This is a genomic window from Plantactinospora sp. KBS50 (genome assembly GCF_002285795.1).
GTDB lineage: Bacteria > Actinomycetota > Actinomycetes > Mycobacteriales > Micromonosporaceae > KBS50.
Genome location: NZ_CP022961.1, coordinates 192871 through 215950, shown reverse-complemented (window position 1 = coordinate 215950; position 23080 = coordinate 192871). Strand labels below are relative to the sequence as shown.

At 72.3% G+C, this 23080-nt stretch carries 17 protein-coding genes and 1 pseudogene; 7 read left to right on the top strand and 11 right to left on the bottom strand.

Annotation, left to right across the window (positions count from 1 at the left end):
- The first annotated feature begins 166 nt into the window (after positions 1 to 166).
- Positions 167 to 2521 carry a transglycosylase domain-containing protein gene (locus CIK06_RS00950; protein ID WP_095563217.1) on the top strand — a complete coding sequence of 785 codons (2355 nt, stop codon included), beginning with the start codon at positions 167 to 169 and terminating at the stop codon, positions 2519 to 2521.
- Positions 2522 to 2603: 82 nt separating this feature from the next.
- On the opposite strand, the gene CIK06_RS00945 is transcribed toward CIK06_RS00950, so the two are convergent.
- Positions 2604 to 3503, bottom strand: a complete 900-nt coding sequence (locus CIK06_RS00945; protein WP_095563216.1) for an alpha/beta fold hydrolase — start codon at positions 3501 to 3503, stop codon at positions 2604 to 2606.
- Between the two features lie 19 nt (positions 3504 to 3522).
- Positions 3523 to 4815 (bottom strand): acetyl-CoA C-acetyltransferase, encoded by a 1293-nt coding sequence (locus tag CIK06_RS00940; RefSeq protein ID WP_095563215.1) that lies wholly within the window; start codon positions 4813 to 4815, stop codon positions 3523 to 3525.
- A gap of 161 nt (positions 4816 to 4976) precedes the next feature.
- Between CIK06_RS00940 and CIK06_RS00935 the strand changes: the two genes are divergently transcribed.
- Entirely contained in the window at positions 4977 to 6425 is a 1449-nt protein-coding gene (locus CIK06_RS00935; protein WP_095563214.1) for a 3-oxoacyl-ACP reductase, read from the top strand.
- A 47-nt stretch (positions 6426 to 6472) separates the two neighbouring features.
- Positions 6473 to 7342 carry a MaoC/PaaZ C-terminal domain-containing protein gene (locus CIK06_RS00930; RefSeq protein WP_095563213.1) on the top strand — a complete coding sequence of 290 codons (870 nt, stop codon included), beginning with the start codon at positions 6473 to 6475 and terminating at the stop codon, positions 7340 to 7342.
- 5 nt (positions 7343 to 7347) lie between these two features.
- Here CIK06_RS00930 and CIK06_RS00925 read toward each other — a convergent pair whose 3' ends face one another.
- Positions 7348 to 8010 carry a TetR/AcrR family transcriptional regulator gene (locus CIK06_RS00925; RefSeq protein WP_095563212.1) on the bottom strand — a complete coding sequence of 221 codons (663 nt, stop codon included), beginning with the start codon at positions 8008 to 8010 and terminating at the stop codon, positions 7348 to 7350.
- Between the two features lie 61 nt (positions 8011 to 8071).
- Between CIK06_RS00925 and CIK06_RS00920 the strand changes: the two genes are divergently transcribed.
- From CIK06_RS00920 to CIK06_RS00910, 3 genes are read left to right on the top strand one after another with little or no spacing between them, the layout of a single operon-like run.
- Positions 8072 to 8524, top strand: a complete 453-nt coding sequence (locus CIK06_RS00920; protein ID WP_095563211.1) for an SCP2 sterol-binding domain-containing protein — start codon at positions 8072 to 8074, stop codon at positions 8522 to 8524.
- 1 nt (position 8525) lies between these two features.
- Positions 8526 to 9740, top strand: coding sequence for an acyl-CoA dehydrogenase family protein (locus tag CIK06_RS00915; RefSeq protein ID WP_095563210.1), 1215 nt, complete (start codon positions 8526 to 8528; stop codon positions 9738 to 9740).
- A 33-nt stretch (positions 9741 to 9773) separates the two neighbouring features.
- Positions 9774 to 11342, top strand: a complete 1569-nt coding sequence (locus CIK06_RS00910) for an AMP-binding protein (protein ID WP_095563209.1) — start codon at positions 9774 to 9776, stop codon at positions 11340 to 11342.
- 69 nt (positions 11343 to 11411) lie between these two features.
- Here CIK06_RS00910 and CIK06_RS00905 read toward each other — a convergent pair whose 3' ends face one another.
- The 7 genes and pseudogenes from CIK06_RS00905 to CIK06_RS00875 all read right to left on the bottom strand — a co-directional run bounded on the left by CIK06_RS00905 (position 11412) and on the right by CIK06_RS00875 (position 19864).
- Entirely contained in the window at positions 11412 to 13316 is a 1905-nt protein-coding gene (locus CIK06_RS00905) for an alkaline phosphatase (protein WP_095567465.1), read from the bottom strand.
- Positions 13317 to 13594: 278 nt separating this feature from the next.
- Positions 13595 to 14080, bottom strand: a pseudogene (locus tag CIK06_RS00900) (N-acetyltransferase family protein); the annotation flags it as partial.
- Positions 14081 to 14318: 238 nt separating this feature from the next.
- Positions 14319 to 15422: a glycosyl hydrolase 53 family protein gene (locus CIK06_RS00895; RefSeq protein ID WP_095563207.1), complete on the bottom strand. Its 1104-nt coding sequence runs from the start codon at positions 15420 to 15422 to the stop codon at positions 14319 to 14321.
- A 124-nt stretch (positions 15423 to 15546) separates the two neighbouring features.
- Positions 15547 to 16599, bottom strand: coding sequence for a LacI family DNA-binding transcriptional regulator (locus CIK06_RS00890; protein ID WP_095563206.1), 1053 nt, complete (start codon positions 16597 to 16599; stop codon positions 15547 to 15549).
- Between the two features lie 19 nt (positions 16600 to 16618).
- Entirely contained in the window at positions 16619 to 17524 is a 906-nt protein-coding gene (locus CIK06_RS00885; RefSeq protein WP_095563205.1) for a carbohydrate ABC transporter permease, read from the bottom strand.
- 2 nt (positions 17525 to 17526) lie between these two features.
- Positions 17527 to 18474: a carbohydrate ABC transporter permease gene (locus CIK06_RS00880; protein ID WP_095563204.1), complete on the bottom strand. Its 948-nt coding sequence runs from the start codon at positions 18472 to 18474 to the stop codon at positions 17527 to 17529.
- Between the two features lie 76 nt (positions 18475 to 18550).
- The gene (locus CIK06_RS00875; protein WP_095563203.1) at positions 18551 to 19864 is read right to left on the bottom strand and encodes an ABC transporter substrate-binding protein; all 1314 of its coding nucleotides are present in this window, start codon (positions 19862 to 19864) and stop codon (positions 18551 to 18553) included.
- Positions 19865 to 20162: 298 nt separating this feature from the next.
- Here CIK06_RS00875 and CIK06_RS00870 point away from each other — a divergent pair, with 298 nt between their 5' ends.
- Positions 20163 to 22520, top strand: coding sequence for a beta-galactosidase (locus CIK06_RS00870; protein WP_232533937.1), 2358 nt, complete (start codon positions 20163 to 20165; stop codon positions 22518 to 22520).
- A 191-nt stretch (positions 22521 to 22711) separates the two neighbouring features.
- Here CIK06_RS00870 and CIK06_RS00865 read toward each other — a convergent pair whose 3' ends face one another.
- A complete protein-coding gene (locus CIK06_RS00865) occupies positions 22712 to 23068 on the bottom strand; it encodes a VOC family protein (RefSeq protein ID WP_095567463.1) in 357 nt (118 codons plus the stop codon).
- Positions 23069 to 23080 lie beyond the last annotated feature (12 nt).

Genomic DNA, 23080 nt, shown 5'->3' with positions numbered 1-23080 from the left:
CGCCGGGTAACGGGCGCGGACGCCCGGCAGCCGTCACCATGTACGGGTGCCTTCCACCGGTCCCCACGACAGCGCCGCCGGCACACCGCGGCAGCCCGCCGGCACACCACGCCCGGCAGCCGGCGCATCCCGCCCCGCAGCCGGCGCATCCCGCCCCGCAGCCGGCATGATCCGCCCCGCGGCCGGCGTACCCCGCCCGGCGGCCGGCGCATCCCGCCCACCCGCGGCGCCCCGCGACCACCGCTGGCGCCGGCGCCTGCTGGTCGGCCTGGCGGTGCTCGCGGTCCTCGCCGGGTTCGGCCTGATCGGCGGGATCTACTACGTGGACAGTGTGCCCACGCCCGTCGACCTGCGGCTGCCGGAGTCGACCACCGTCTACTACAGCGACGGCCGGACCCCGATGGCGACGCTCGGCTCCGAGAACCGCACGATCGTGCCGTACGACCAGATGAACGACGCCCCCAAGCAGGCCATCGTGGCCGCCGAGGACCGCACGTTCTGGCGGAACCCGGGCATCGACTTCTCCGGCGTCCTGCGGGCCGCCTGGTCGAACCTGACCGGCGGGCAACGGCAGGGCGCCTCCACGATCACCCAGCAGTACGCCCGGGTGGCCGCCGACCTCAAGGGCGTCACCTACTCCCGCAAGCTGCGCGAGGCGGTCATCGCGTGGAAGCTGGACGACGCGTACAGCAAGCAGGAGATCCTCGGCTTCTACCTGAACACCGTGCCGTTCGGGCGCGGCGCGTACGGGATCGAGGCCGCGGCGCAGGCGTACTTCGGCAAGACCGTGCGCCGCGACGCGCCGGCCGACCGCCAACTGACGGTGGCCGAGGCGATGGTGCTGTGCGCGATGGTCAAGCAGCCGGAGGCCAATCCGGAGGACCCCGACGGCGAGCCCGGGTACGACCCGCGCCGCAACCCGCTGGCCCGGCAGAACTCGATCAACAGGTGGAACTACATCCGCGACGGGATGGTGAAGCTGAACTACCTGACCCCGGACCAGGCGGCCGAACTGGCCTATCCGGACACCGTGAAGCCGTTCGACCCCGACGCGGGGCAGTCCGGCCTGGACCGGCCGACCGGGCTCGTGGTGAAGCACGTGCTCAGCGAGCTGCGGCAGGTCGAGCCGTTCCAGGGCAAGCCCGCCGACTACCTGCCGAACGGCGGCTTCAAGATCGTGACCACGATCGACAAGCGGGTCCAGGACGTCGCGGAGGCGTCCGCCGACATCCGCCGCGACAGCGCGCCCGCGCAGGTGCGCGGCCAGCCGAAGAACTGGCAGGCCGCGCTGGTGGCGGTGCAGCCGGGCACCGGACGGGTGCTGGGCTACTACGGCGGAAGCTCCGGCACCGGCGCCGACTACGCCGGGTGGTACTACGACGAGAACGGCGCGGCCCGCGGCTTCGGCCAGCATCCGCCCGGGTCGTCGTTCAAGGTGTACGACCTGGCCGCCGCCGTGCAGGACGGCATCTCGGTGAAGCAGCGCTTCAACTCCCCGGACACCAAGGAGTTCCCCGGGTCGGGCCGCACGAAGGGCAGCGCCGCCGGCCCGATCCGCAACGCCGAGCATGCCGCCTGCCAGCCGAACTGCGCGCTCTGGGAGGCCACCGTCGCCTCGTTGAACGTCACCTACTTCGAGCTGACCGAGCAGCTCGGCAAGGCCAAGGTGATCGACATGGCCACCCGGGCCGGGGTTGACTCGATGTGGCGCGACCTGCCGGGCGACCCGCAGCCGAAGCGGGTGCCGTTGCGTGACCAGCCGGCCGCGGAGACGGCGAAGCAGTTCAGCACCGAGGTCGGCATCGGCCAGTACGGCATCACCGTGCAGGACCACGCCAACGGGATGGCGACGTTCGCGGCCGGCGGCAAGCGCGCCGACGCGCACTTCGTCCGGTCGGTGGAGAAGGACGACGAGCATATCTTCGACGAGCAGCTGACGCAGACCGACCTCGGGCTCGACGACGAGGCGGTCAACCAGCTCAACTGGACGCTGCGGCGGGTCCGGGCGGCCAAGCTGGGCAACGGCTGGGACTCGGCCGGCAAGACCGGCACCTGGCAGGCCGGCCAGAGCACCACCCAGAACGTGCACACCTGGATGGTCGGCTACACCGGTGCGCTGGCCGCCGCGGTCTGGCTGGGCACCACCGACGGCAAGCCGCTGAAGACCAGGGACGGCAGCTACGAGGTGTACGGCGCGACCGGGCCGGCACCGATCTGGCGGCAGTTCATGGAGCAGGCGACGGCCGCGCTCAAGCTCGATCCGGACAGGTACCGGTTCAAGGAGCCGAAGTTCCCGAACGACGCGCCGGAGCCCAGCCCGTCGCCGCCGTCGCCGACGCCGAGCCCCGTCGAACCGAGCGCGACCACGCCCGGGCCGAGCCCGAGTGAGCCCGAGCCGACCTGCGACGAGCAGCCCTGCGCGAGCACCAGCCCGACCCCGCTGCCGACGCCCACCCGCAGCCGCATCATCTCCATCACCCCGAGCCCGCCGCGCAGCGTACGGCCGTCCCGCGGCCAGTAGGACCGGCTCGGGACCGGACGGCTCACGACCGGACGGCTCGGAACCCGCCGGCTCGGGACCGGACGGCTCGGAACCCGCCGGCTCAGGACCGGCCGGCCAGCACCTCGCGCAGGGTGGCGGCGAAGCCGTCGGGGTCGCCGTGCATGCCGAACTCGCCGCCGAGGAAACCGCCGTGGTTGCTCGGGAACTCGACGGCGCCGGTGCCGAGCCGCTCGGCGATCGCGGCGGCGGCGCGGGCGGCGAGTTGGCCCGCCGACTCCACACCGGCCGCGAGCACCACGCGGGTCGACGCCGCGCGCAACGCGTCGAAGTCGGGTCGCTGCTGCGTGCAGCTCACCAGGTTCCCGGCGAACAGGGCGTCGTCACGGGAGCCGTCGTCGGCCGGCAGCCCGAAGGACGTGGGATCCGGCGTGGGACGGTCGGCGAAGTCCGCCGGGACCTCGCCCTGCCAGGAGGACAGCGCCATGAACTTGACCATCGCCGCGCCGAAGCCGTCCCGCTGGTACGTCCGCTGGACGTCCAGCACGGCGGCGTGCGCCGGCTCGCTGTCCGGCAGCACCGGCACGCTCGGCGGCTCGTGCGCGACCAGCACGCGTACCTGCTCCGGATGCCGGGCCACCAGCACCAGCGCGTTGACCGCGCCGCCGCTGCTGGCGAAGATGTCGACCGGACCGGCGCCGAGTGCGGAGATGATCCGGTGCAGATCGTCGGCATGCCGCTCGGGCGTGGTCTCGGCGCTCGGGTCGGTGCGGGTGCTCCGGCCGACCCCGCGCGGGTCGTAGGTCACCACCGTCCGGTCCGGAAAGCGCGCGGCCAGGCTCGTGAACCCGGCCGCCGTCATCGGCGATCCGATCATCAACAGCGCGGGCGCCCCGTACGGCGGCGTCCCCGGCTGGGCGGCCGCGGCCGGCTGCGCCGGGTGCAGGTCGTAGTGCAGCACGGCGCCCGGCACGTCGAGGGTGTGGCTGTCCGTTCCGGTCATGGTCGCCCCCAGCTCGCGGTCAGCGTTCGAGGATGGCCACCACGCCCTGACCGCCCGCGGCACAGATGGAGATCAGTCCTCGCCCACTGCCCTTCTCAGCCAGCAGCTTAGCCAGGGTGGCCACGATCCGGCCGCCGGTGGCGGCGAACGGATGGCCGGCGGCCAGCGACGAACCGTTCACGTTGAGCCGGCTCCGGTCGATCGGGCCGAGCGGGGCGTCCAGCCCGAGCCGTTCCTTGCAGAACTCCGGCGACTCCCAGGCGGCGAGGGTGGCCAGCACCTGCGACGCGAACGCCTCGTGGATCTCGTAGAAGTCGAAGTCCTGCAACGTCAGCCCGTTGCGGGCGAGCAGCCGCGGCACCGCGTACGCGGGCGCCATCAGCAGCCCCTCGTCGCCGTGCACGAAGTCGACCGCCGCGGTCTCGGCGTCGCGGAACCAGGCCAGCACCGGCAGGTTGTGCGCGGCCGCCCACTCGGCGGAGCCGAGCAGCACCGTCGAGGCGCCGTCGGTGAGCGGCGAGGAGTTCCCGGGCGTCATGGTGGCGGTGCCGGCGTCCGGGCCGCGGGTGCCGAAGACCGGCCTGAGCGCGCCGAGCTTCTCCAGGCTGGTGTCCGCGCGCAGGTTCTGGTCGCGTTCCAGACCGAGGTACGGGGTGAGCAGGTCGTCGAAGAACCCGCGCTGGTACGCGGCGGCGAGCCGCTGGTGCGAGGCGAGCGCCAGCTCGTCCTGGGCCTGCCGGTCGACGTTCCAGCGGCGGGCGGTGACGGCCGCGTGGTCCCCCATGGACAGCCCGGTGCGCGGTTCGGCGTTGCGCGGGACCTCCGGCTTGAACGGGTGGTGCGGGCGCAGCGCGGTGGCCGCACGCAGCCGGGCGCCGAGGGAGCGCGCCGAGTTGATCCGCAGCAGCGTCCGCCGGAAGTCCTCGTTGACCGCGAGCGGGGCGTCCGAGGTGGTGTCCACCCCGCCGGCGATCCCGGCGTCGACCTGCCCGAGGGCGATCTTGTTGGCGACCAGGATCGCGGCCTCCAGCCCGGTGCCGCAGGCCCGCTGGATGTCGTACGCCGGGGTGTGCGGGTCGAGCCGCGAGCCGAGCACCACCTCGCGGGTCAGGTTGAAGTCGCGGGAGTGCTTGAGCACGGCCCCGGCGACCACCTCGCCGACCCGCTGGCCGGCCAGGCCGAACCGGGCGACCAGCCCGTCCAGCGCGGCGGTGAGCATGTCCTGGTTCGATGCCCGCGCGTACCGGCCGTTCGAGCGGGCGAACGGGATCCGGTTGCCTCCGAGCACCGCGGCGCGGCGAACGTCCTGCACGATCGGCCTCCTGGTCTCGTGACTCCCCCGGCGGATGGTCCCCCGCGGAGAACCTACTCGTCAGTAGGCTACGCCACCATCCGGGTCGGGAACAGGACGACCCGGGCCGGATTCGCGACGCGGGGCTTGCATCGAACCTACTCGTCAGTAGGCTACGACCCATGACCGACCGGTACGCCAGCTTCGCCAACTCCGGACCCGGCCGCGCCTTCGTCAAGCGGCTCGGCCTGCCCGACCCGCCCCGGCTGCGCCGGTACCGCCCCGGCGACCCGCTGCTGCCCGCCCCGGCGCTGCTCGGCGCGGCGGCCGGCGGCCGGCTGCACGACTCCGTCGGCAAGCTGCTGGCGGCGGCAGGCGTCGCGGTGCGCGAGCCGGCGACCGCCACCACCGACGCCACCACCACCGAGGCCGACGCCGAGGCCATCGCCACCGACGCCGCCGGCACCGGCACCGGCACCGGGGCCGAGGCCGAGGCCGAGGCCGCCGCCGGCACCGAGCGGTACGCCGCGCTGGTCTTCGACGCCACCGGCATCACCGACTCGACCGGCCTGCGCGCCCTGTACGACTTCTTCCACCCGTACGCCCGACGGCTGGTCCCGTCCGGCCGGGTGATCGTGCTGGGCACCCCGCCGGACGTCGCCGCGAACCCGCGGGAGGCGACCGCGCAGCGCGCCCTGGAGGGGCTGACCCGCAGCATCGGCAAGGAGTTCGGCCGGGGCACCACCAGCCAACTCGTCTACGTCGACCAGGATGCCGACCCGGTCAGCCTGGAGTCCACCCTGCGGTTCCTGCTCTCCGGCCGCTCCGCGTACGTCTCCGGCCAGGTGGTCCGGGTCGGTCCGGGCGCGGGCAGCGCCCCGCAGGACTGGGACCGGCCGCTGGCCGACCGGGTAGCGCTGGTCACCGGGGCGGCCCGTGGCATCGGCGCCGAACTGGCCCGGGTGCTGGCCCGCGACGGCGCCCGGGTGATCGCCCTGGACATCCCGGCCGCCGGCGACGAGTTGGCCCAGGTCGCCAACGCGATCGGCGGCGAGGCGGTGCAGCTCGACCTCACCGGTGCCGACGCGCCGGAGCGGCTGGCCCGGTACGTCGCCGACCGGCACGGCCAGCTCGACGTCCTGGTGCACAACGCCGGGATCACCCGGGACAAGACACTGGGCCGGATGGACCCGGCCCGCTGGGACGCGGTGCTGGACGTCAACCTGTCCAGCCAGGAGCGGATCAACGACGTACTGCTGGACCGGGACCTGATCCGGGCCGGCGGCCGGCTGATCGGCGTCTCCTCGATCGCCGGCATCGCCGGCAACCGGGGGCAGACCAACTACGCCACCAGCAAGGCCGGGGTGATCGGCCTGGTCCGGTCGCTGGCCCCGGTGCTGGCCGAGCGGCAGATCACGGTCAACGCCGTCGCGCCGGGCTTCATCGAGACCCGGCTGACCGCCCGGATCCCGATGATGCTGCGCGAGGCGGGCCGGCGGATGAACAGCATGGCCCAGGGCGGCCTGCCGGTGGACGTGGCCGAGACCATCGCCTGGTTCGCCAGCCCCGCCTCGGGCGGGGTCACCGGCAACGTCGTCCGGGTCTGCGGGCAGAGCCTGCTCGGCGCCTGACCCGCACCGGCCGGCGCGGGGGACGAGACACGAGAACGGAGGCCGCCATGTCCACCCTGGAGCTACCCCGGATGCCCGCCGCCGGGCCGCTGTACCGGCGGGCGGCGCTGGCCCTGGTGCCCGGCGTCGGCGCCCGGCGGGCCGGCGAACTGCCCGACATCGAGCTGCTCGTCCGGGACGTCGCGGTCGACCGGGAGCGGCTGGCCGACTACGACCGGGTCTGCGGCTTCCCGTTGAGCGACCGGCTGCCGGCGACGTACCCGCACATCATGGCGTTCCCGCTGGCGTTGCGGCTGATGACCGCGCCGGACTTCCCGTTCCCGATGGTCGGCCTGGTACATGTGGCCAACCGGATCACCGTGCACCGGCCGCTGGACGCGGGCGAACGATTCGATCTCTCGGTGCGCGCCGCCGACCTGCGGCCGCACGACCGGGGCCGCCAGCTCGACGTGGTGGCCACGGCGTCGGTGGCCGGCGCGGCGGTCTGGGAGGACGTCTCGACGTACCTGAGCCGGGAGCGCGCGCCCGAGCGCGGCGACCGGGGCGACCGGCGCGACCGGGGCGACCGGCCGGCGCCGCCGCCGGCCGGCGCCCGCTGGCGGGTGCAACCGCGGGTGGGTACCGGCTACGCCCGGGTCTCCGGGGACCACAACCCGATCCACACCTGGCGGATCGGCGCCCGGCTGCTCGGTTTCCCCCGGCCCATCGCGCACGGCATGTGGAGCAAGGCCCGCTGCCTGGCCGCGCTGGCCGGTCGGCTGCCCGATGCGTACACCGTGGACGTGGCGTTCAAGCTGCCGCTGCCGCTGCCCTCGACGGTGGCGTTCAGCGCGAGCCCCGTCGACGGCGGCGGCTGGACGTTCGCGCTGCACAACGCCAGCTCCGGCAAGCCGCACCTGGCCGGCTCGCTGCGTTGACCTTGTCAACCGTCGGCGCCGGAGCGGGCGGCGTCGGGGAGCCAGCGGTGGCCGTCGAGCAGTTGGCCGGCGCCGAGCCAGGAGACGCTCATCACCCGGGTGGCGGCCCACTCGGGGTCGGCCTCCGGGTGGTCGGCCAGCCAGTCGGCCACCGACTCGGACGCGCCGACCAGCGCGTACGCCATGATCTCCAGCTCGTTCGGGCGGACCTCGCGGCCCTGCGCGGCCAGGGCGCGGTGCAGCATCCCGGTGACCACCTCGACCATCCGGGTACGCATCGCCGCGAGCTGCTCGGCGAACGGCTGCTCGCCGCGGGCCTGCCGGTAGAGCACGGCCCAGCCGTCCCGGTGCGCGCCGACGAACCGGAAGAACGCCCGCAGACCGCGCCAGAGTTGCTCATCCGCCGGCAGATCGGGCTCGACGGCGGCGGCGATGGCCTCCATCAGCCGGGTGCCCTCCCGGTACAGGCAGGCGGTGAAGAGTTTGTCCTTGGCACCGAGGTATGCGTACACCATGGGCTTGCTGATGCCGGCGTCCTCGGCGATCTCGTCCATGCTCGCGGCGTGGTAGCCCCGACGGGAAAAGACCTTGACCGCCGCGTCGAGCATCTGTTGCTCGCGCACGGCTCTGGGTAACCGCTTGAAGCTGGTGGCCACCCTTGCAAGCATACCTACTCATGCGTAGGGTTACGCCAGAGTAACCAAGTTCGCTCGCACGGAAGGTGCAGCAATGACCGACTTCGATCCGGCCGCGTTCGCCTCGGTCGGCCCCAAGGAGTTCGCCCAGCTCGTCAAGTCCATCCCGGACGCCAAGATCGCCGAGGTGATGGCCAGCGACGCCCGCGGCAAGGTCCTCGACGAGGTCTTCAGCCGGATGCCGGCGCTGTTCCGGGCCGACCGCGCGGGCTCGACCAACGCGGTCATCCACTGGAACATCACCGGCCGCCCGGACGGCGGCGCGGACACCTACGAGGTCGTCATCGCCGACGGCGCCTGCACGGCCTCGAACACCCCGGAGCACGACCCCCGGCTCAGCCTCACGCTGGGTCCGCTGGAGTTCCTGAAGATCGTCTCCGGTGGCGCCAACCCGGTCATGATGTTCATGACCGGCAAGCTGAAGGCCAAGGGCGACCTGGGGCTCGCGGCCAACATCGCCAACCTCTTCGACATCCCGAAGGCCTGACATGCCCGAGTTCTCGCTCGACCTGACCGAGGAACAGCGGGACATGCGCGACTGGGTGCACGGCTTCGCCAGCGAGGTCGTGCGCCCGGCCGCCGCCGAGTGGGACGCCCGCGAGGAGACCCCCTGGCCCGTCATCCAGGAGGCCACCAAGATCGGCCTGTACGGCTTCGAGTTCCTCGCCAACTGCTGGGCCGACCCCACCGGCCTGTCCCTGCCGATCGCCAGCGAGGAACTGTTCTGGGGCGACGCCGGGATCGGGCTGAGCATCTTCGGCACCTCGCTCGCGGTCGCCGCCATCTACGGCTCCGGCACCCCCGACCAGCTCATCGAGTGGGTGCCGCAGTGCTTCGGCAGCCCGGACGAACCGGCGGTCGCCGCCTTCTGCACCACCGAACCGGAGGCCGGCTCCGACGTCGGCTCGATGCGCAGCCGGGCGGTCTACCAGGAGGCCACCGACGAGTGGGTGCTCAACGGGCAGAAGGCGTACGCCACCAACGGCGGCATCGCCGGCGTACACGTGGTGACCGCCTCCGTGGACCCCACGCTGGGCTCGCGCGGCCAGGCCGCCTTCGTCATCCCGCCCGGCACCCGCGGGCTGGCCTCGACCCGCAAGCTCAAGAAGCTCGGCCTGCGCGCCTCGCACACCGCCGACGTGTTCCTCGACGACGTACGCGTGCCCGGCTCCTGCCTGCTGGGCGGCCGGGAGGCGCTGGAGGAACGGCTGGCCCGCGCCCGGTCCGGCCAGCGAGCCTCCGGACAGGCCGCCATGCGCACCTTCGAGCTGTCCCGGCCGACCGTCGGGGCACAGGCCATCGGCGTCGCCCGCGCCGCGTACGAGTACGCGCTGGAGTACGCGGGCAACCGCGTCCAGTTCGGCCGGCCGATCGTCGAGAACCAGGCCGTGGCGTTCGCGCTGGCCGACATGAAGATGGAGATCGACGCGGCCCGGCTGCTGGTCTGGCGCGCCTCCTGGATGGGCCGCAACAACCGGCCGTTCACCGCGGGCGAGGGGTCGATGTCGAAGCTCAAGGCCGGCGAGGTGGCCGTCTCGGTCACCGGCCAGGCCGTGCAGATCCTCGGCGGCGCGGGCTTCCTGCGCGAGCACCCGGTCGAACGCTGGTACCGGGACGCCAAGATCTACACCATCTTCGAGGGTACCTCCGAGATCCAGCGCCTGGTCATCGCCCGGGCCATCGCCGGCCGCCAGATCCGTTGAGCCGCCAGATCCGTTGAGAGGTGAGGAAGGACAGTGGACCTGCCCTTCACCGTCGCCACCCTGACCCGCCGGGGGCTGCTCAATCCCGGCTCACCCGTCCGGATCGCCGCCCAGCTCACCGCCCTGCACAGGTGGGGCTTCAGCCTGGGCGGCGAGCTGCGACAGGCCGCGGCGCGGGACCCGCACCGCACCGCGCTGATCGACGACCGGCACGGCGCGATCACGTACGGCTCACTGCTCGCCCGTACCGAACGGCTGGCCCGGGCCCTGCGCGGCACCTTCGGGGTCGCGCCGGGCCAGCGGGTCGGCATCCTCTGCCGCAACCACGGCGGGCTCATCGAGACCGCCATCGCGGCGTCGCTGCTCGGCGCCGACCCGGTGCTGATCAACACCGGGCTCTCCGCCGCCCAGCTGTCGATCGTCACCGAGCAGCAGGACCTGCGGGTCCTGGTGTACGACGCCGAGTTCGCCGACCGCACCGCGGGGCTGCCGCCCGGCCTGCACCGGTTCGACCAGCGCCGGCACGAGGAACTGATCGCCACCGCACCGCCCGACCCGCTCAGCCCGCCGGCCAGCAACGGCCGGACCATCGTGCTGACCTCCGGCACCACCGGCACCCCCAAGGGCGCCCGCCGGCGCACTCCCAGCGGCTTCGGCCCGCTGGTGTCGATCGTCGACCGCATCCCCGTGCACTGCCACGACCGGGTGATGATCGCCGCGCCGCTCTTCCACACCTGGGGCTACGCGGCCCTGCAGGTGTCGTTCGCGCTGCGCGCCACGGTCGTGCTGCACCACCGCTTCGATCCGGCGGCCACCCTGCGCGCCCTGGACGAGCACCGCTGCACCGCGCTGTTCGCCGTGCCCGTGATGCTGCAACGCCTGCTGGAGGTGCCGCCGCCGGCGACGCGGCCACCGCTGAAGGTGGTGGCCGTCAGCGGCTCGGCGCTGCCGGGCGGGCTGGCCACCCGCTTCATGGACCGGTACGGCGACGTCATCTACAACCTGTACGGCTCCACCGAGGTCTCCTGGGCCTCCATCGCCACCCCGGCCGACCTGCGCCTGGCCTCGAACACGGCCGGCCGGCCACCACACGGCACCCGGCTGGCCATCCTCGACGAGCGCGGCGACCCGGTGCCGCCCGGGCACACCGGCCGGATCTTCGTGGCCAACGAGATGCTGTTCGAGGGCTACACCTCGGGCAACGGGCGGGAGAGCCACGACGGGCTGATGGAGACCGGCGACCTCGGCCACCTCGACGCCGACGGCCTGCTGTTCGTGGACGGCCGGCAGGACGACATGATCGTCTCCGGCGGCGAGAACGTCTTCCCGTCCGAGGTGGAGGACCTGCTCGCCGGGCTGCCACAGGTACGCGAGGTCGCCGTCGTCGGCGTACCCGACCAGGAGTACGGCCAGCGCCTCGCGGCGTACCTGGTGCTGGAACCCGGCGAGACCCTCGACGTCGATGCGGTCCGGGAGTACGTCCGGCACTACCGCGCCCGGTTCTCGGTGCCCCGGGACGTGTTCTTCGTGCCCTACCTGCCCCGCAACGCCACCGGCAAGATCGTCGCCCGGGAGCTGCGGGACCTGCGGGACCTGCGCTGACCCGCCGCGGGCGGTGCGGGTGCCCGGCGGGTCGACGCCGGGCACCACACGTTGTACCGCTGAGCGGAGCTACTTCTTCACGTTGACGGCGAGGGCGTCGATGATGGCGTGGAACACCTCGGTGTTGTCCAGGAAGCCGTTGAAGCGGTGCGCCCCGGGTCCGGACGCGACAACCGAGACATCCTCGACGGTGTGCACGCAGTTCGTCTGGTCGAACGGCAGGTTGCCGGTCTGCAGCTCGGCACCGGGGTCGTTGCCCGGGTTGGCCACCGCCTTCCCGGTCGCCGGGTCGATCAGCGCCGGCTGGGTGGGCTTGGCGTCCAACTGGAAGTCGTCGGTGTGGTCGGGGTGGTTGGACCAGCCGAAGAAGAGCTGCACGTCGGGGTCGGGGTTGTCGGGGAAGCCGTCGCCGTCGTGGTCGACGTAGGTGGGGAAGCCGGCGTCGGCGTACACGCCGTTGCCGGCCCGGCCGGCGGCCTTGGCCCGGCTGTGCGTGCCGATGATGCTCATCGAGTGGTTGTGGTCGGCGGTGACCACGATCAGGGTGTCGTCGCGGTGGGCCGCCCAGCGCTTCGCCACCCCGATGGCCTGGTCGAACTCGATGGCGTCGTAGACGGCGCGGGGGCCGTCCAGCGGGTGCTCGCTCTTGTCGATGGAGGCGCCCTCGACCATGAGGAAGAACCCGTCCCGGCTGTCCTTCAGGACGTTCAGCGCCGCCTCGGTCATCTCCATCAGCGTGGGCTGATCGGTCCAGTCGCCGAGAACCTCGGGCTTCTTGGTGTGCTGACGGTCCAGGTAGACGTTCATGTTGCCGGTGTGGAACAGGCCGAGCAGGTGGTCCGGCCGGCGGGACATGGCGGCCCGCAGCTGCTTGCGATCCTGGGCGTAGGCGTAGCCGAGCGCCTTGAACTCGTCGACCAGGTTGCGCTCGTCCGGGCGGCGGGAGCCCGACTGCGACTTGGGCAGCAGCGACGCCAGGCCGCCGCCCAGCAGGACGTCGGGCCGCTGACCGGCGGACAGGGCCTGGTCCATGATGTCCATGTACTCGGAGCGACGCCGGGTGTGCGCGAACACCGCCGCCGGCGTGGCGTCCTGAACCTCGGCGGTGGTCACGATGCCGACGCGCATGCCGCGGGCGCGCTTGAGCAGTTCCGCCATGGTCTCCACCCGGGGGTGGGCGTTGACGTCCGTGGCGTTGGACTCGTAGACACCCATGGCGTTGACCGAGGACTTGTGCCCGGTCATGTACGCCGACATCGAGTTGGCCGAGTCGGTGGCGATGGAGTCCGCGCCGGAGGTGCCCACGATGCCGCGGTAGTCCATCCGGTCCATCTCCAGCAGTCCCCGGTACTTGCCCTCGGTGATGCCCTTGGAGAGCAGCCGCGCGGCGGTGATGGCCGCGGCGCCCATCCCGTCGCCGAGGAAGAAGATGACATTCTTGGCGCGCCGGCCGCCGCCGGCGTTCGCCGCCACCACCACCTCGTGCGTCACGGCCGCGTGCAGCTTCTCGGCACCGTTGGTGACCTTGACGGTCACCTTGTGCCAGCCGGCGGCCGGGTAGGCCAGCCCGCGGTAGGTGACCTCCAGGCTGCCGGCCACCGAACTGGTGCGCTCGGGAGTGCCCTTGAGCAGGGGGACGGGGCCGTGCGGCCCGGTCACCGCAATCTCGATCCGGGCCGTCGCCGGGTCGACGCCGGCGGCCTCGACCCGCAGGTCGAAGTGCGCCCCGGCGCGGAACTTCGCGCGATCCAGCGGCAGGATCCGGATGCGTGGGTTGGCCACGCCGGTGACCGGGGCGCCGTGCCGGCGCCCGGTGAACGCGTGCGGGTCCGCCGCCTTGAGACGGGCCGGATCCGGCCCGGCGGCCGCCGCCGCCACCGCCGGCTGGGTGACCGCACCACCCAGGCCGACGATCACCGCCGCCGCGGCGCCGGTGCCGCCCAACAGCGACCGGCGGCTGACACCAGACGGCATCGACACGTTCTCATCCATGACTTGTTGCCCTCTCCGCATGTGTGCCTGGTCGGGGCGACCCTCGTGGACACAGATGCCGACAGGCCGACGAGTACGACAACCCTCCGCGTCCAACGGGCGAACAGACGTCTCCTGACCCGCGACGCCGCCGGGCTGCGGCCCGCCGTTCGTGGTTACCGCCCGGGAGGCTCCCCCGCCACGGGTGCGGTCGGCGCCGTCCCAGGTCCGGTCGGAGCCGTGGCAGGTCCGGGCGGAGTTGCAATGGGTCCGGGCGGAGCCAGCCGGCGGTGCATGATGTGCAGGCCGACGTACCCGTGCACCGGATGGTGGAACGCCTCGGGCACCGTGGCCAGCACCTCGAACCCGAGCGACCGCCACAGCCGGACCGCGCGGGTGTTCGTCTCGACCACCGCGTTGAACTGGATCGCCCGGTAGCCGTCGAGCCGGCACCGCTCGATGACGTACTCGCCCAGGGCCCGACCGATCCCCCGGCCGGCGTGCGCGGGATCGACCATGAAGCTCGCACTGCCCATGTGCGCGCCCGGACCCGCCTGGTTGGGGTTCATCTTGGCCGACCCCACCACCCGGCCAGCCTCGTCGACCGCGACCACCGTGCGGGCCGGCGGCGCCGGCATCCAGAGCTCCCGCGCCCGCTCCTGGGACAGATCAGGATCATAGGTGTACGTCTCCCGCGCCGAGACGATCCGCCGGAAAAACGGCCAGATCTGCGCCCAGTCCGCCGCCGTCGCCTCCCGAATCCTCATCCCGCCACCCTCGCTCAGCGCAACTCGGTCAGCCAGCGGATTTCCAGGCCGGCCGTCGCCTCCCTACCGGACACTCACCGCCGACCGCCGACCGCCGACCGCCGACCGCCGACGGCCGACCGACGCGGCCCGCTGAGTCATACGTGAGCCACCTCAGGCCGGTGCCCTGAGGTGGCTGACGCATGACCGACGGGTGGTCAGGGTGCCACGGCTGGGCACCCGTCGAACCCGGTTGGTGCTACGGGGTCCAGTACAGGTTCGGGTTCACGTGGCCGGTCCAGTCGAAGATGGCCATGTTGTCCCAGCCGTCACCGGTCCCGTTGATGTTCGCCGGATCCCAACCGTTACCCCTGATGGCGTACCAGGTGGGTTCCCAGTAGAAGACGCCCACCGCCCCGGCGTTGCGGGCGGTGTTCTGCACCCAACTGAACTCCTGGGCCTGCCCCGACCAGCTGGCCGGGATGTTGTCGCAGAGTTGGGTGCCGGGGATCGCGTTCGGTTCGCCGTCGGCGTCCGCCGTGGTGAACTGGTACGCCGTCTCGGCGATCACCACCGGCTTGCCGTACCGGGACTTCACGTCGGCGATCACGTTGTACAGGTTCGCCAGCGTGCCGTGCCACATGCAGTAGTACGAGAGCGCGGTGACGTCCCAGTTGACGCCCTGGGACCGGATGCCGTCGTAGAACCAGCGGGCGTTCGCGTCGCTGTCCGCGTCCGCCGTGTGGATCCACACCTGGGTGCCGCCGTTGCACGCCTTGGTGGCGTTGTAGCCCTGCTTGAGCAGGCCCGCGAGCGGGGCGAAGTTGCTGTTCACGACCTTGCCGTTGGGCCACAGCATGCCCACGTTGATCTCGTTGCCGATCTGCACCGCGTCCGGGGTGGTGCCCTGCGCCCTCAGCGACGTGCAGATGTCGTAGGTGTAGTTGTACACGTCGCTCTGCAACTGGCTGATCGAGTGCGAGGCCCAGGCCGCGGGCGGGTACTGCTTGCCCGGGTCGGCCCAGGTGTCCGAGTAGTGGAAGTCGATCAGCAGCTTGAAGCCCTTGGCCTTGACCGTCCGGGCCTGCTGGAGCACCTTGGCCTTGTTGTTGTAGCCGCTGGCCGGGTTGTTCCAGATGCGCAGCCGCAGGTAGTTGGCTCCCTTCGATTTGAGGATGTCGTACGGGTCGGCCTGGGCTCCGGACGCTGCGTAGTACCGGGCGCCGAGGTCGAGGCTGCGCTGGAGCGAGGAGACGTCCGCACCGAGCATGGTGAGGGTGTTCGCCGCCTGCGCGGGTGCGGGGAGAGCCAGCGGGACCACCAGGGCGAGGGTGGCCGCGAGGGCTCTGAGGTACGGTTTCATGGCGCTCCTTCACGTGGGGGAAGGGATGCGATGCCCGGTGGGGACGGGCATCCGTCCGGCGGCTCTGCCGGACGGGCCTGGGGGGTGCCGGGGTGGTCGTTCCGCTGCGGCGGGCCGGTCCGCCTCAGCCCGGTGCGGGTGAGGACGACCGGACGACCAGGGTCGTCGGCACCGTGATGGACAGCGGGGTGCGCCCCGCGATCAGGTCGGTGAGCAGCCGGACCATCTCTTCGCTGATCCGGTCGAGCGGGTGGCGGACCGTGCTGAGCGGGGGATCCAGCGTGGCGGCCAGTCCGGAGTCGTCGAAGCCGACCACCCGTACGTCGCCGGGTACGTCGCGCCCGGCCTCGCGTAATACCGGCAGCGCCCCGGCGGCCATGGCGTCCGAGGCCGCGAAGACCGCGTCCAGGTCGGGCGCCTGGTCCAGCAGTGACCGCATGGCGGCGGCGCCGCTCTCCCGGCTCCAGTCGCCGTGGGTGATCCGGGCCGGTTCCACCGGGATGCCGTGCGCGGCCAGCGCGTCGCGGTAGCCCTGCAACCGGTCCACCCCACCCGAGGTGTCCTGCGGTCCGCTGATCGTGGCGATCCGCCGGCAGCCGGCGGCGATCAGGTGTTCCACCGCGGACCGGCCGCCGGCCCGGTCGTCGGCCGCCACCGAGCTGATGAGCTGTTCGTAGCCGAGCACCCGGCCGCAGGCCACGATCGGCACCTCGGCCTGGACGAGCTGGCTCAGCAGGGGATCGCCGGAGTGTGGCGAGACCAGCAGCACCCCGTCGACGTGCCCGCCGGACAGGTACGCCACGGTCCGGTTCCGCTCGGTCGGGCTGGACGCGATCATCAGGATCAGCGTCAGCTCCCGGTCGGACAGCGCCTGCGCGACCCCGCGCAGCAGCACCGAGAAGTTGGGGTCCTCGAAGAGCAGGTGCTGCGGCTCGGTGAGCAGGAAGGCGATCGAGCCGGACCGGCCGGTGGCCAGCGAGCGGGCGTGCGGGTTGGTCGTGTAGCCGGTGCGCGCGATGGCGTCCCGGACGGACCGTACCGCTTCGGGACTGACCCACTCCCGGCCGTTCAGGACGCGGGAGACGGTCGCGTAAGAGACCCCGGCCTCGCGCGCCACGTCGCGGATGGTGGGCCGCTTACGCCCCGTACCGGGCGAGGTCGGCACGGGTGGGATCATAATCTCCGCCATCGCTTCCTCATCCCTTGACCGCGCCGGCGCCCAGGTCGACCCGCCAGTAGCGTTGCAGGCCGAGGAAGAGCGCGACGAGCGGGACGATCGACAGCAGCGCGCCGGTGACCACCGAGATGTACATGGCGGGTTGGCTGGCGCCCTGGTTGAGCAGGCCGTTGAGGCCCACGGTGATCGGGTAGAGGTGGTCGTCGCCGAGCATGATGAACGGCAGCATGAAGTTGTTCCAGATCGCGACGAACTGGAACAGGAAGACGGTCACCAGCCCGGGACGCATCATCGGCAGGACCACGCGGCCGAAGGTTCGCCAGTCCCCGGCGCCGTCGATCCGGGCCGCCTCGATCATCTCGGTGGGTACCGCCGCCGCCGCGAAGATCCGGCACAGATATATCCCGTACGGGCTGATGGCGCTGGGCAGCAGCACCGACCAGTACGTGTTGGTCAGCCCGACCTTGGCCAGCAGCAGGTACTGCGGGATGGCGAGGATGACGCCCGGCACCAGCACCCCGGCCAGCAGGATGTTGAACACGACCGACTTGCCGGGGAAGGCGTACTTGGCCAGGGCGAAGCCGGCCATCGCGGACACCAGGGTGGACACCGCGGCGCCGACCCCGGCGTACAGGGCGGTGTTGGCCATCCAGCGCCAGTAGAGGCCGCCGCGGTACTCGCTCAGCTCCCGGATGTTCTCCAGCAGGTGCGTGCTGGGCGACAGGGTGAAGGTGGAGAACAGTTCGCCCGAACTCTTGGTGGCGGCGATCAGCACCCAGAGCACGGGGAACAGGCAGTACGCGGCGCCGAGCAGCAGCAGGATGGTGGCCGACGGGCTGATCCGCCGGCCGGGGCGGTGCTGCCGGCGGCCGGCCGTTGCCGGCCCGGTGCCGGCGACCGGCGGGGCCGCGGTGGAGATGGCCATGGTCAGTCCTCCTGGTTGAAGGCCCGGGATCCGACGATCTTGAGGAACCCGAAGGACAGCACGAAGGTCGCCACCGCGATCACCACCGAGGTGGCCGCGGCCGAGTAGACGTCGTTGCGGGTGAAGGCGTCCCGGTACACCTTCATCAGCGGCGTCCAGGTGGTCGAGATGCTGTTGGAGAGCGGGCGCAGCGTCATCGGCTCGGCGAAGACCTGGAGCGTGGCGATGAGCGAGAAGACGAACGTCATGATCAGCGATGGCAGCACGATCGGGATCTTGATCCGCCAGGCGATCTGCACGTCCGACGCGCCGTCCAGGCGGGCCGCCTCGAACAGGCCGCTGGGGATGGCCCGCAGCGCCGTGTAGATCACGATCATGTTGAATCCGGTACCGCCCCAGACCGCGATGTTGGCCACCGCCCAGAGCACCGAGGAGCCGACGAGCACGTCCGGCGGGGCGATGCCGATGCCGGCCAGCACGTCGGCGATCGGGCTGACCCGGGGCAGGTAGAGGAAGCCCCACAGCAGCGAGGCGATCACCGCGGGCACCGCGTAGGGCAGGAAGATCGAGGTACGCGCGAAGCCGCCGACCCGGGTCCGGCCGGCGTCCAGCAGCAGCGCCATCAGCAGCGCCACGCCGAGCATCGTCGGCACCACGATCAGGCCGTACGCGGCGATCCGGTAGACGCTGGGCAGGAACTCGGGGTCGGTGAGCGAGCGGCTGTAGTTCTGCAGTCCGGCCCACACCTCGGTGCGGCTTCCGGCGCCCAGCCCCAGGCCGCTGACCTTGACCCGGCGCAGGCTCAGGTAGGCGGTGTAGCCGATCGGGGCGGCGAGGAACGCCGCGAACAGGATCAGGGCCGGCGCGAGGAACGAGTACGGCAGCGCGGCGCGCCGGCCGCCGCGGGTGGTGGTCCGGGGCGTACGGGTGGTGTTGGGGAACGCCGTCACGGCCGTCTCCTTCCCTCCGTGTCGGGTCGCCCGCGGTACGGCGCGAGGGGTGTCGCGCCGTACCGCGGGCGGTGGGTCAGCCGGCGAGCTTGAAGCCGGCGTTCTTCATGTCGTCGACGGTGGCCTGCTGCATCGTGGCCAGCGCCGCGGTGAACGTCGCGGCCTGCTTGGACTGGGCCGCCTTGCCGAAGGCGTCGTTGTACGCGTTGTAGGTGACGTTGACGTTCGGCCCGTAGGTGAACGGGTTGGTGGTCTTGCTGGCCTCGGCGGCGATGGCGTAAAAGTCGGCCTGGTCGGCGAAGAAGGCCGGCGGCGAGGTCAGTGCCGTGGCGGTGGCGTCGACCGAGGCCGGGTAGACGTTGGCCTCGGAGACCAGCGCCTTGAGCGCCGCCGGGTCGGTGTTCAGCCAGGCGACGAACTCGGCGGCCTGCTTCTTGTGCTTGCTCTGGCTGGTGACGCTGGTGGCCGAGCCGCCCCAGTTGCCGTTGGCCGGCTTGGCGGTGTCCCACTGCGGCAGCAGCGCGGCCTTCCACTTGCCCTTGGTCGAGGCCGCGTTTCCTTCGAGCACGCCCGGTCCCCACACCGCGCCGAGCCAACCCACCTGGCTGCCGTCGTTGAGTGCGGCGTTCCACTCCGGCGTGTACATCGGTTTGTTGTCGATCACGCCGTCCTGCACCAGCCCGCCCCAGTACTGGGCGACCTTCTGGGTGTTGGCGTCGTTGATGGCGACGCTCCAGGCGTCGCCCTGCACGCCCCACCAGGACGCGCCGGCCTGCTGCGAGAGCCCGGCGAACCAGCCCGCGTCGTTGGCGGAGAAGGTGCCGAGGTACTGCTTCGGGTCGGCCGCGTGGATCTTCCGGGCCGCCGCCGCGTAGTCGTCCCAGGTGGTCGGGGCGCTCAGGCCGAGCTTGTCGAAGACGTCGGAGCGGTAGTAGAACATCATCGGGCCGGAGTCCTGCGGCACGCCGTACACGGCGTCGGAGCCGAGGGTGACCCCGTTCCATGCCGACTCGGGGAACTTCGCCTTGAGGTCGCCGACCTCCTTGGAGATGTCGGCGACGGCGTCGGCGGAGACCAGGGTGGGGACCTTCTGGTACTCGGCCTGCATGACGTCGGGTGCGCCGCTGCCGGCCTTGATGGCGGTGAGCAGCTTGGTCACCGCCGGGTCGCCGCCGTCCTGCTTGTTGACCGTGACGTGGATGTCGGGGTGGCTGGAGTTCCAGACCTCGGCAACCTTGTCCATGTTCGGCGCCCAGCTCCAGTAGGTGAGTTCCACCTTTTCGCCGGGTTTGGTGTTGTCACCGCCGGAGTCGTCGGAACTGCCGCACGCGGTGGTCGTCAGGAGCGCCGCGGCCAGCAGGCCGGCGAGCGGCAGAAATGCCTTCTTCATCAATCCTCCTCGGTCGGCCGGCCGCGGCGAGCGCGGTCGGATCGCCGCAACCGGCGGTGGGCGAGGTCGCCCGCGACCGGCGCGGCCAGGGTCGCCGCCCCGGGAAGACGCGGTCGCCGAGACAGGACCTGTGACCGGTCACAGTGATGGGCCTCGTGGCAGATGTCAAGTCCTTGCGTCAAACCGGTTACCACGTTGTATCGTGCGGAGCCATGCGGGTGTGACCGGTTACAGTTCCGGCGCCCGGCGGCGGCGGGTGGACCACGACCCGCCGATCGTTCGTCGCAGAGGAGTCGCCTTGCCCACCGAGCCGCTCGCCGTCCGGCACCATCCCTGGTCGGAGCCGCTGCGCCGGCCGCGGATGGGCAACGACGAGGACTCGCGGCCCGGTGTCGCGCTGACCAACCGCTACCTGATCCGCGACGGCCGGCCGGTGCTGCCCGTCTCCGGCGAGATCCACTACAGCCGGATACCCCGGGACCGGTGGCGGCAGCGGCTGCGCCAGCTCCGCTCCGGCGGCGTCACGGTGGCCACCAGCTACGTCTTCTGGCTGCACCACGTCGAGCACCGGGGCCGGCCGCGCTTCGACGGCAACCTCGACGTCGCCGCCTTCGTCGACCTGGCGGTCGCCGAGGGTCTCGACGTCATCCTCCGGATCGGCCCCTGGTGCCACGGCGAGGCCCGCAACGGCGGCTTCCCGGACTGGGTCCAGCGGGCCGCCGTACGGCACCGCACCGACGACCCCGGCTACCTCGCCCTGGTCCGCGAATGGTTCGACCAGCTCGCCGCCGCGCTGCGCGGCCGGTGCGGACCCGGCGGGACGGTGCTCGGCATCCAGTTGGAGAACGAGCTGTACGACCAGCCCGGCCACCTGATCACCCTCAAGCGACTGGCCCGCGCGGCCGGGATCTCCGCGCCACTGTGGACCGCCACCGCGTGGGGCGGCGCCGACCTGCCGCCCGATGAGGTGCTGCCGCTCTACGGCGGCTACGGCGACGGGTTCTGGGTGGACGCCGACGCCCCCTGGGATCCGACCTTCCGCGACCACTACTTCTTCTCACACGTCTGGGACGACCCCGGGATCGGCGCGGACGTCCGCCGCCAGCAACTGCACTCCGGCAGCGCCGAGCCGACGCATCCGCGTACCCCCTCGGCGACCTTCCCGCCGGCAACCTGCGAACTCGGTGGCGGCATGGCCACCGCGTACCACCGCCGGCCCCGGCCGGCGGCCCTGGACGTCGCGGCCATCGCACACTGCAAGATCGGCAACGGCTCGGCCTGGCAGGGCTACTACATGTACGCGGGCGGCACCAACCCGCCCGGCGACCAGGGCATGCAGGAGTCACACGCCACCGGCTACCCCAACGACCTGCCCCGGCTGGGCTACGACTTCCACGCCCCGATCGGCGAGGCCGGCCTGCTCGCCGCCAGCCACGCCGAGCTGCGCCGGCAGCACGCGTTCCTGGCCGCGTTCGGCGCCGAGCTGGCCGAGATGCCCTCCAGCCTGCCCGAGGTCCGCCCCGCCGGGGTGCAGGACGACCGCACCCTGCGCTGGGCGCTGCGCAGCGACGGCACCAGCGGCTTCCTCTTCATCGCCTGGCACCAGCCGCACGTACCGCTGCCGACCTACCGGGACGCCCGGTTCCGGGTCCGGCTCGACCACGAGGAGGTCGTGCTGCCCGCCCGGCCGGTGGACATCCCGGCCGGCACCCTGGCCCGCTGGCCGGTCGCGCTGACCATCGGCGGGGTACGCCTCGACTGGGCCACCGCCTCCGCCCTCACCGTGCTGCCGGGCGACGTGCCCACCCTGGTGCTGGTCGCCGAGCCCGGTATCGAGGCCACGTACTCGGTCGACGGCGTCGCCGCCACCGTCGAACCGGGGCTGACCCCGGTGCGGCTGCGGCCGGCCGGCGCGGCGCTGGACCTGCTGGTCCTGCCCGCCGACAGCGCCGCCGAGATCTGGGTCTGCGAGCACGGCCCGGCCCGCCGGCTGCTGCTCGCGCCGGACGAGCTGTGCTGGGACCTCGACGGCCGGATCGACGCGTACGCCCCGGGCGTGCGCGCCTACGAGCCCGGCCGGGGCGCGTTCGTCGACCTACCGGTGCGGCGCCCGGAATCGGACGCTCACATGGTGCCCGAGCCGGCACAGCCCGCTGATTCTGATGCCCGGGTGGCCCGGGTGGTGGCGCAGCCGGTGCGGGCCGCCGGCCCGGTGCCGGCCGGCTACGGAACGTTCGAGGGCCGGCAGTCCGCCCCGGATCCGGCCACCTTCGACGGGTTGGCCGCGGTCTACCGGGTGCCGCTGCCGTCCTGGGCCACCGACCCGTCGCTCGACGCCCACCTGCGGATCCACTGGGCCGGCGATGTCGGCCAGCTACGGGTCGACGGGCGGCCGGTCACCGACCGCTTCTGGGACGGTTCGGCGTGGATCGTCAACCTGCGCGACGTCGGGATGCACGCGGGCGCCGAGCTGACCCTGCACCTGTTGCCCCTGGCCGGCGACTCCACGGTGTCGCTGCCCGCGGACGCCCGCGACCGCCTGGCGGCAGCGGGTGACCGGTTGCTCGCGATCGACGCCCTGCTCGTGCAGGGACGGATCGAGTGGCGCGAGCCTCGTCGGCCGGCCGCCGAGGCCGCCCTACGGGTCCCGGCGTAGGGCGGCCCCGCGCGGTGCGGCGGCCCCGAGCCCGCCGCTCCTACCGCCGGGTCGGGGCACCGCGCCCGGAGTCGGACCACTCCAGGCGGCGTCGGATCACCCCACCCGGAGCCGGATGACGCGGGGTCGGATCACCCGGCGTCGGATCAACCGGCGTCGGATCAACCGGGGCCGGATCGCCCGGGGCCGGATCACTCCACGCAGAGGCAGAACGGATGCCCGGCCGGGTCGAGAAACACCCGGAACGACTCACCGGGCTGGTGCTCGTGCCGCTTGCCGCCGAGTTCGAGCACCGCGGCCTCCGCGGCGTCGAGGTCGTCGACGATGAGGTCGAGATGCATCTGCTGGGGCGTGTCCTGGCCCGGCCACCGGGGCGGGGTGTAGTCCGCTACCTGCTGGAACGAGAGACACTGCCCGTAGTCGGCGCGGACATCCGCCCAGTCATCCGAAATGTCGATCTTCCAGTCCAGCAGGCTGCCGTAGAACGTGGCGAGCGCGGCCGGGTCCGGGCAGTCGAGAACAACGCTGGGAAATCGTGCAATGGCCATGCCGGCACGGTA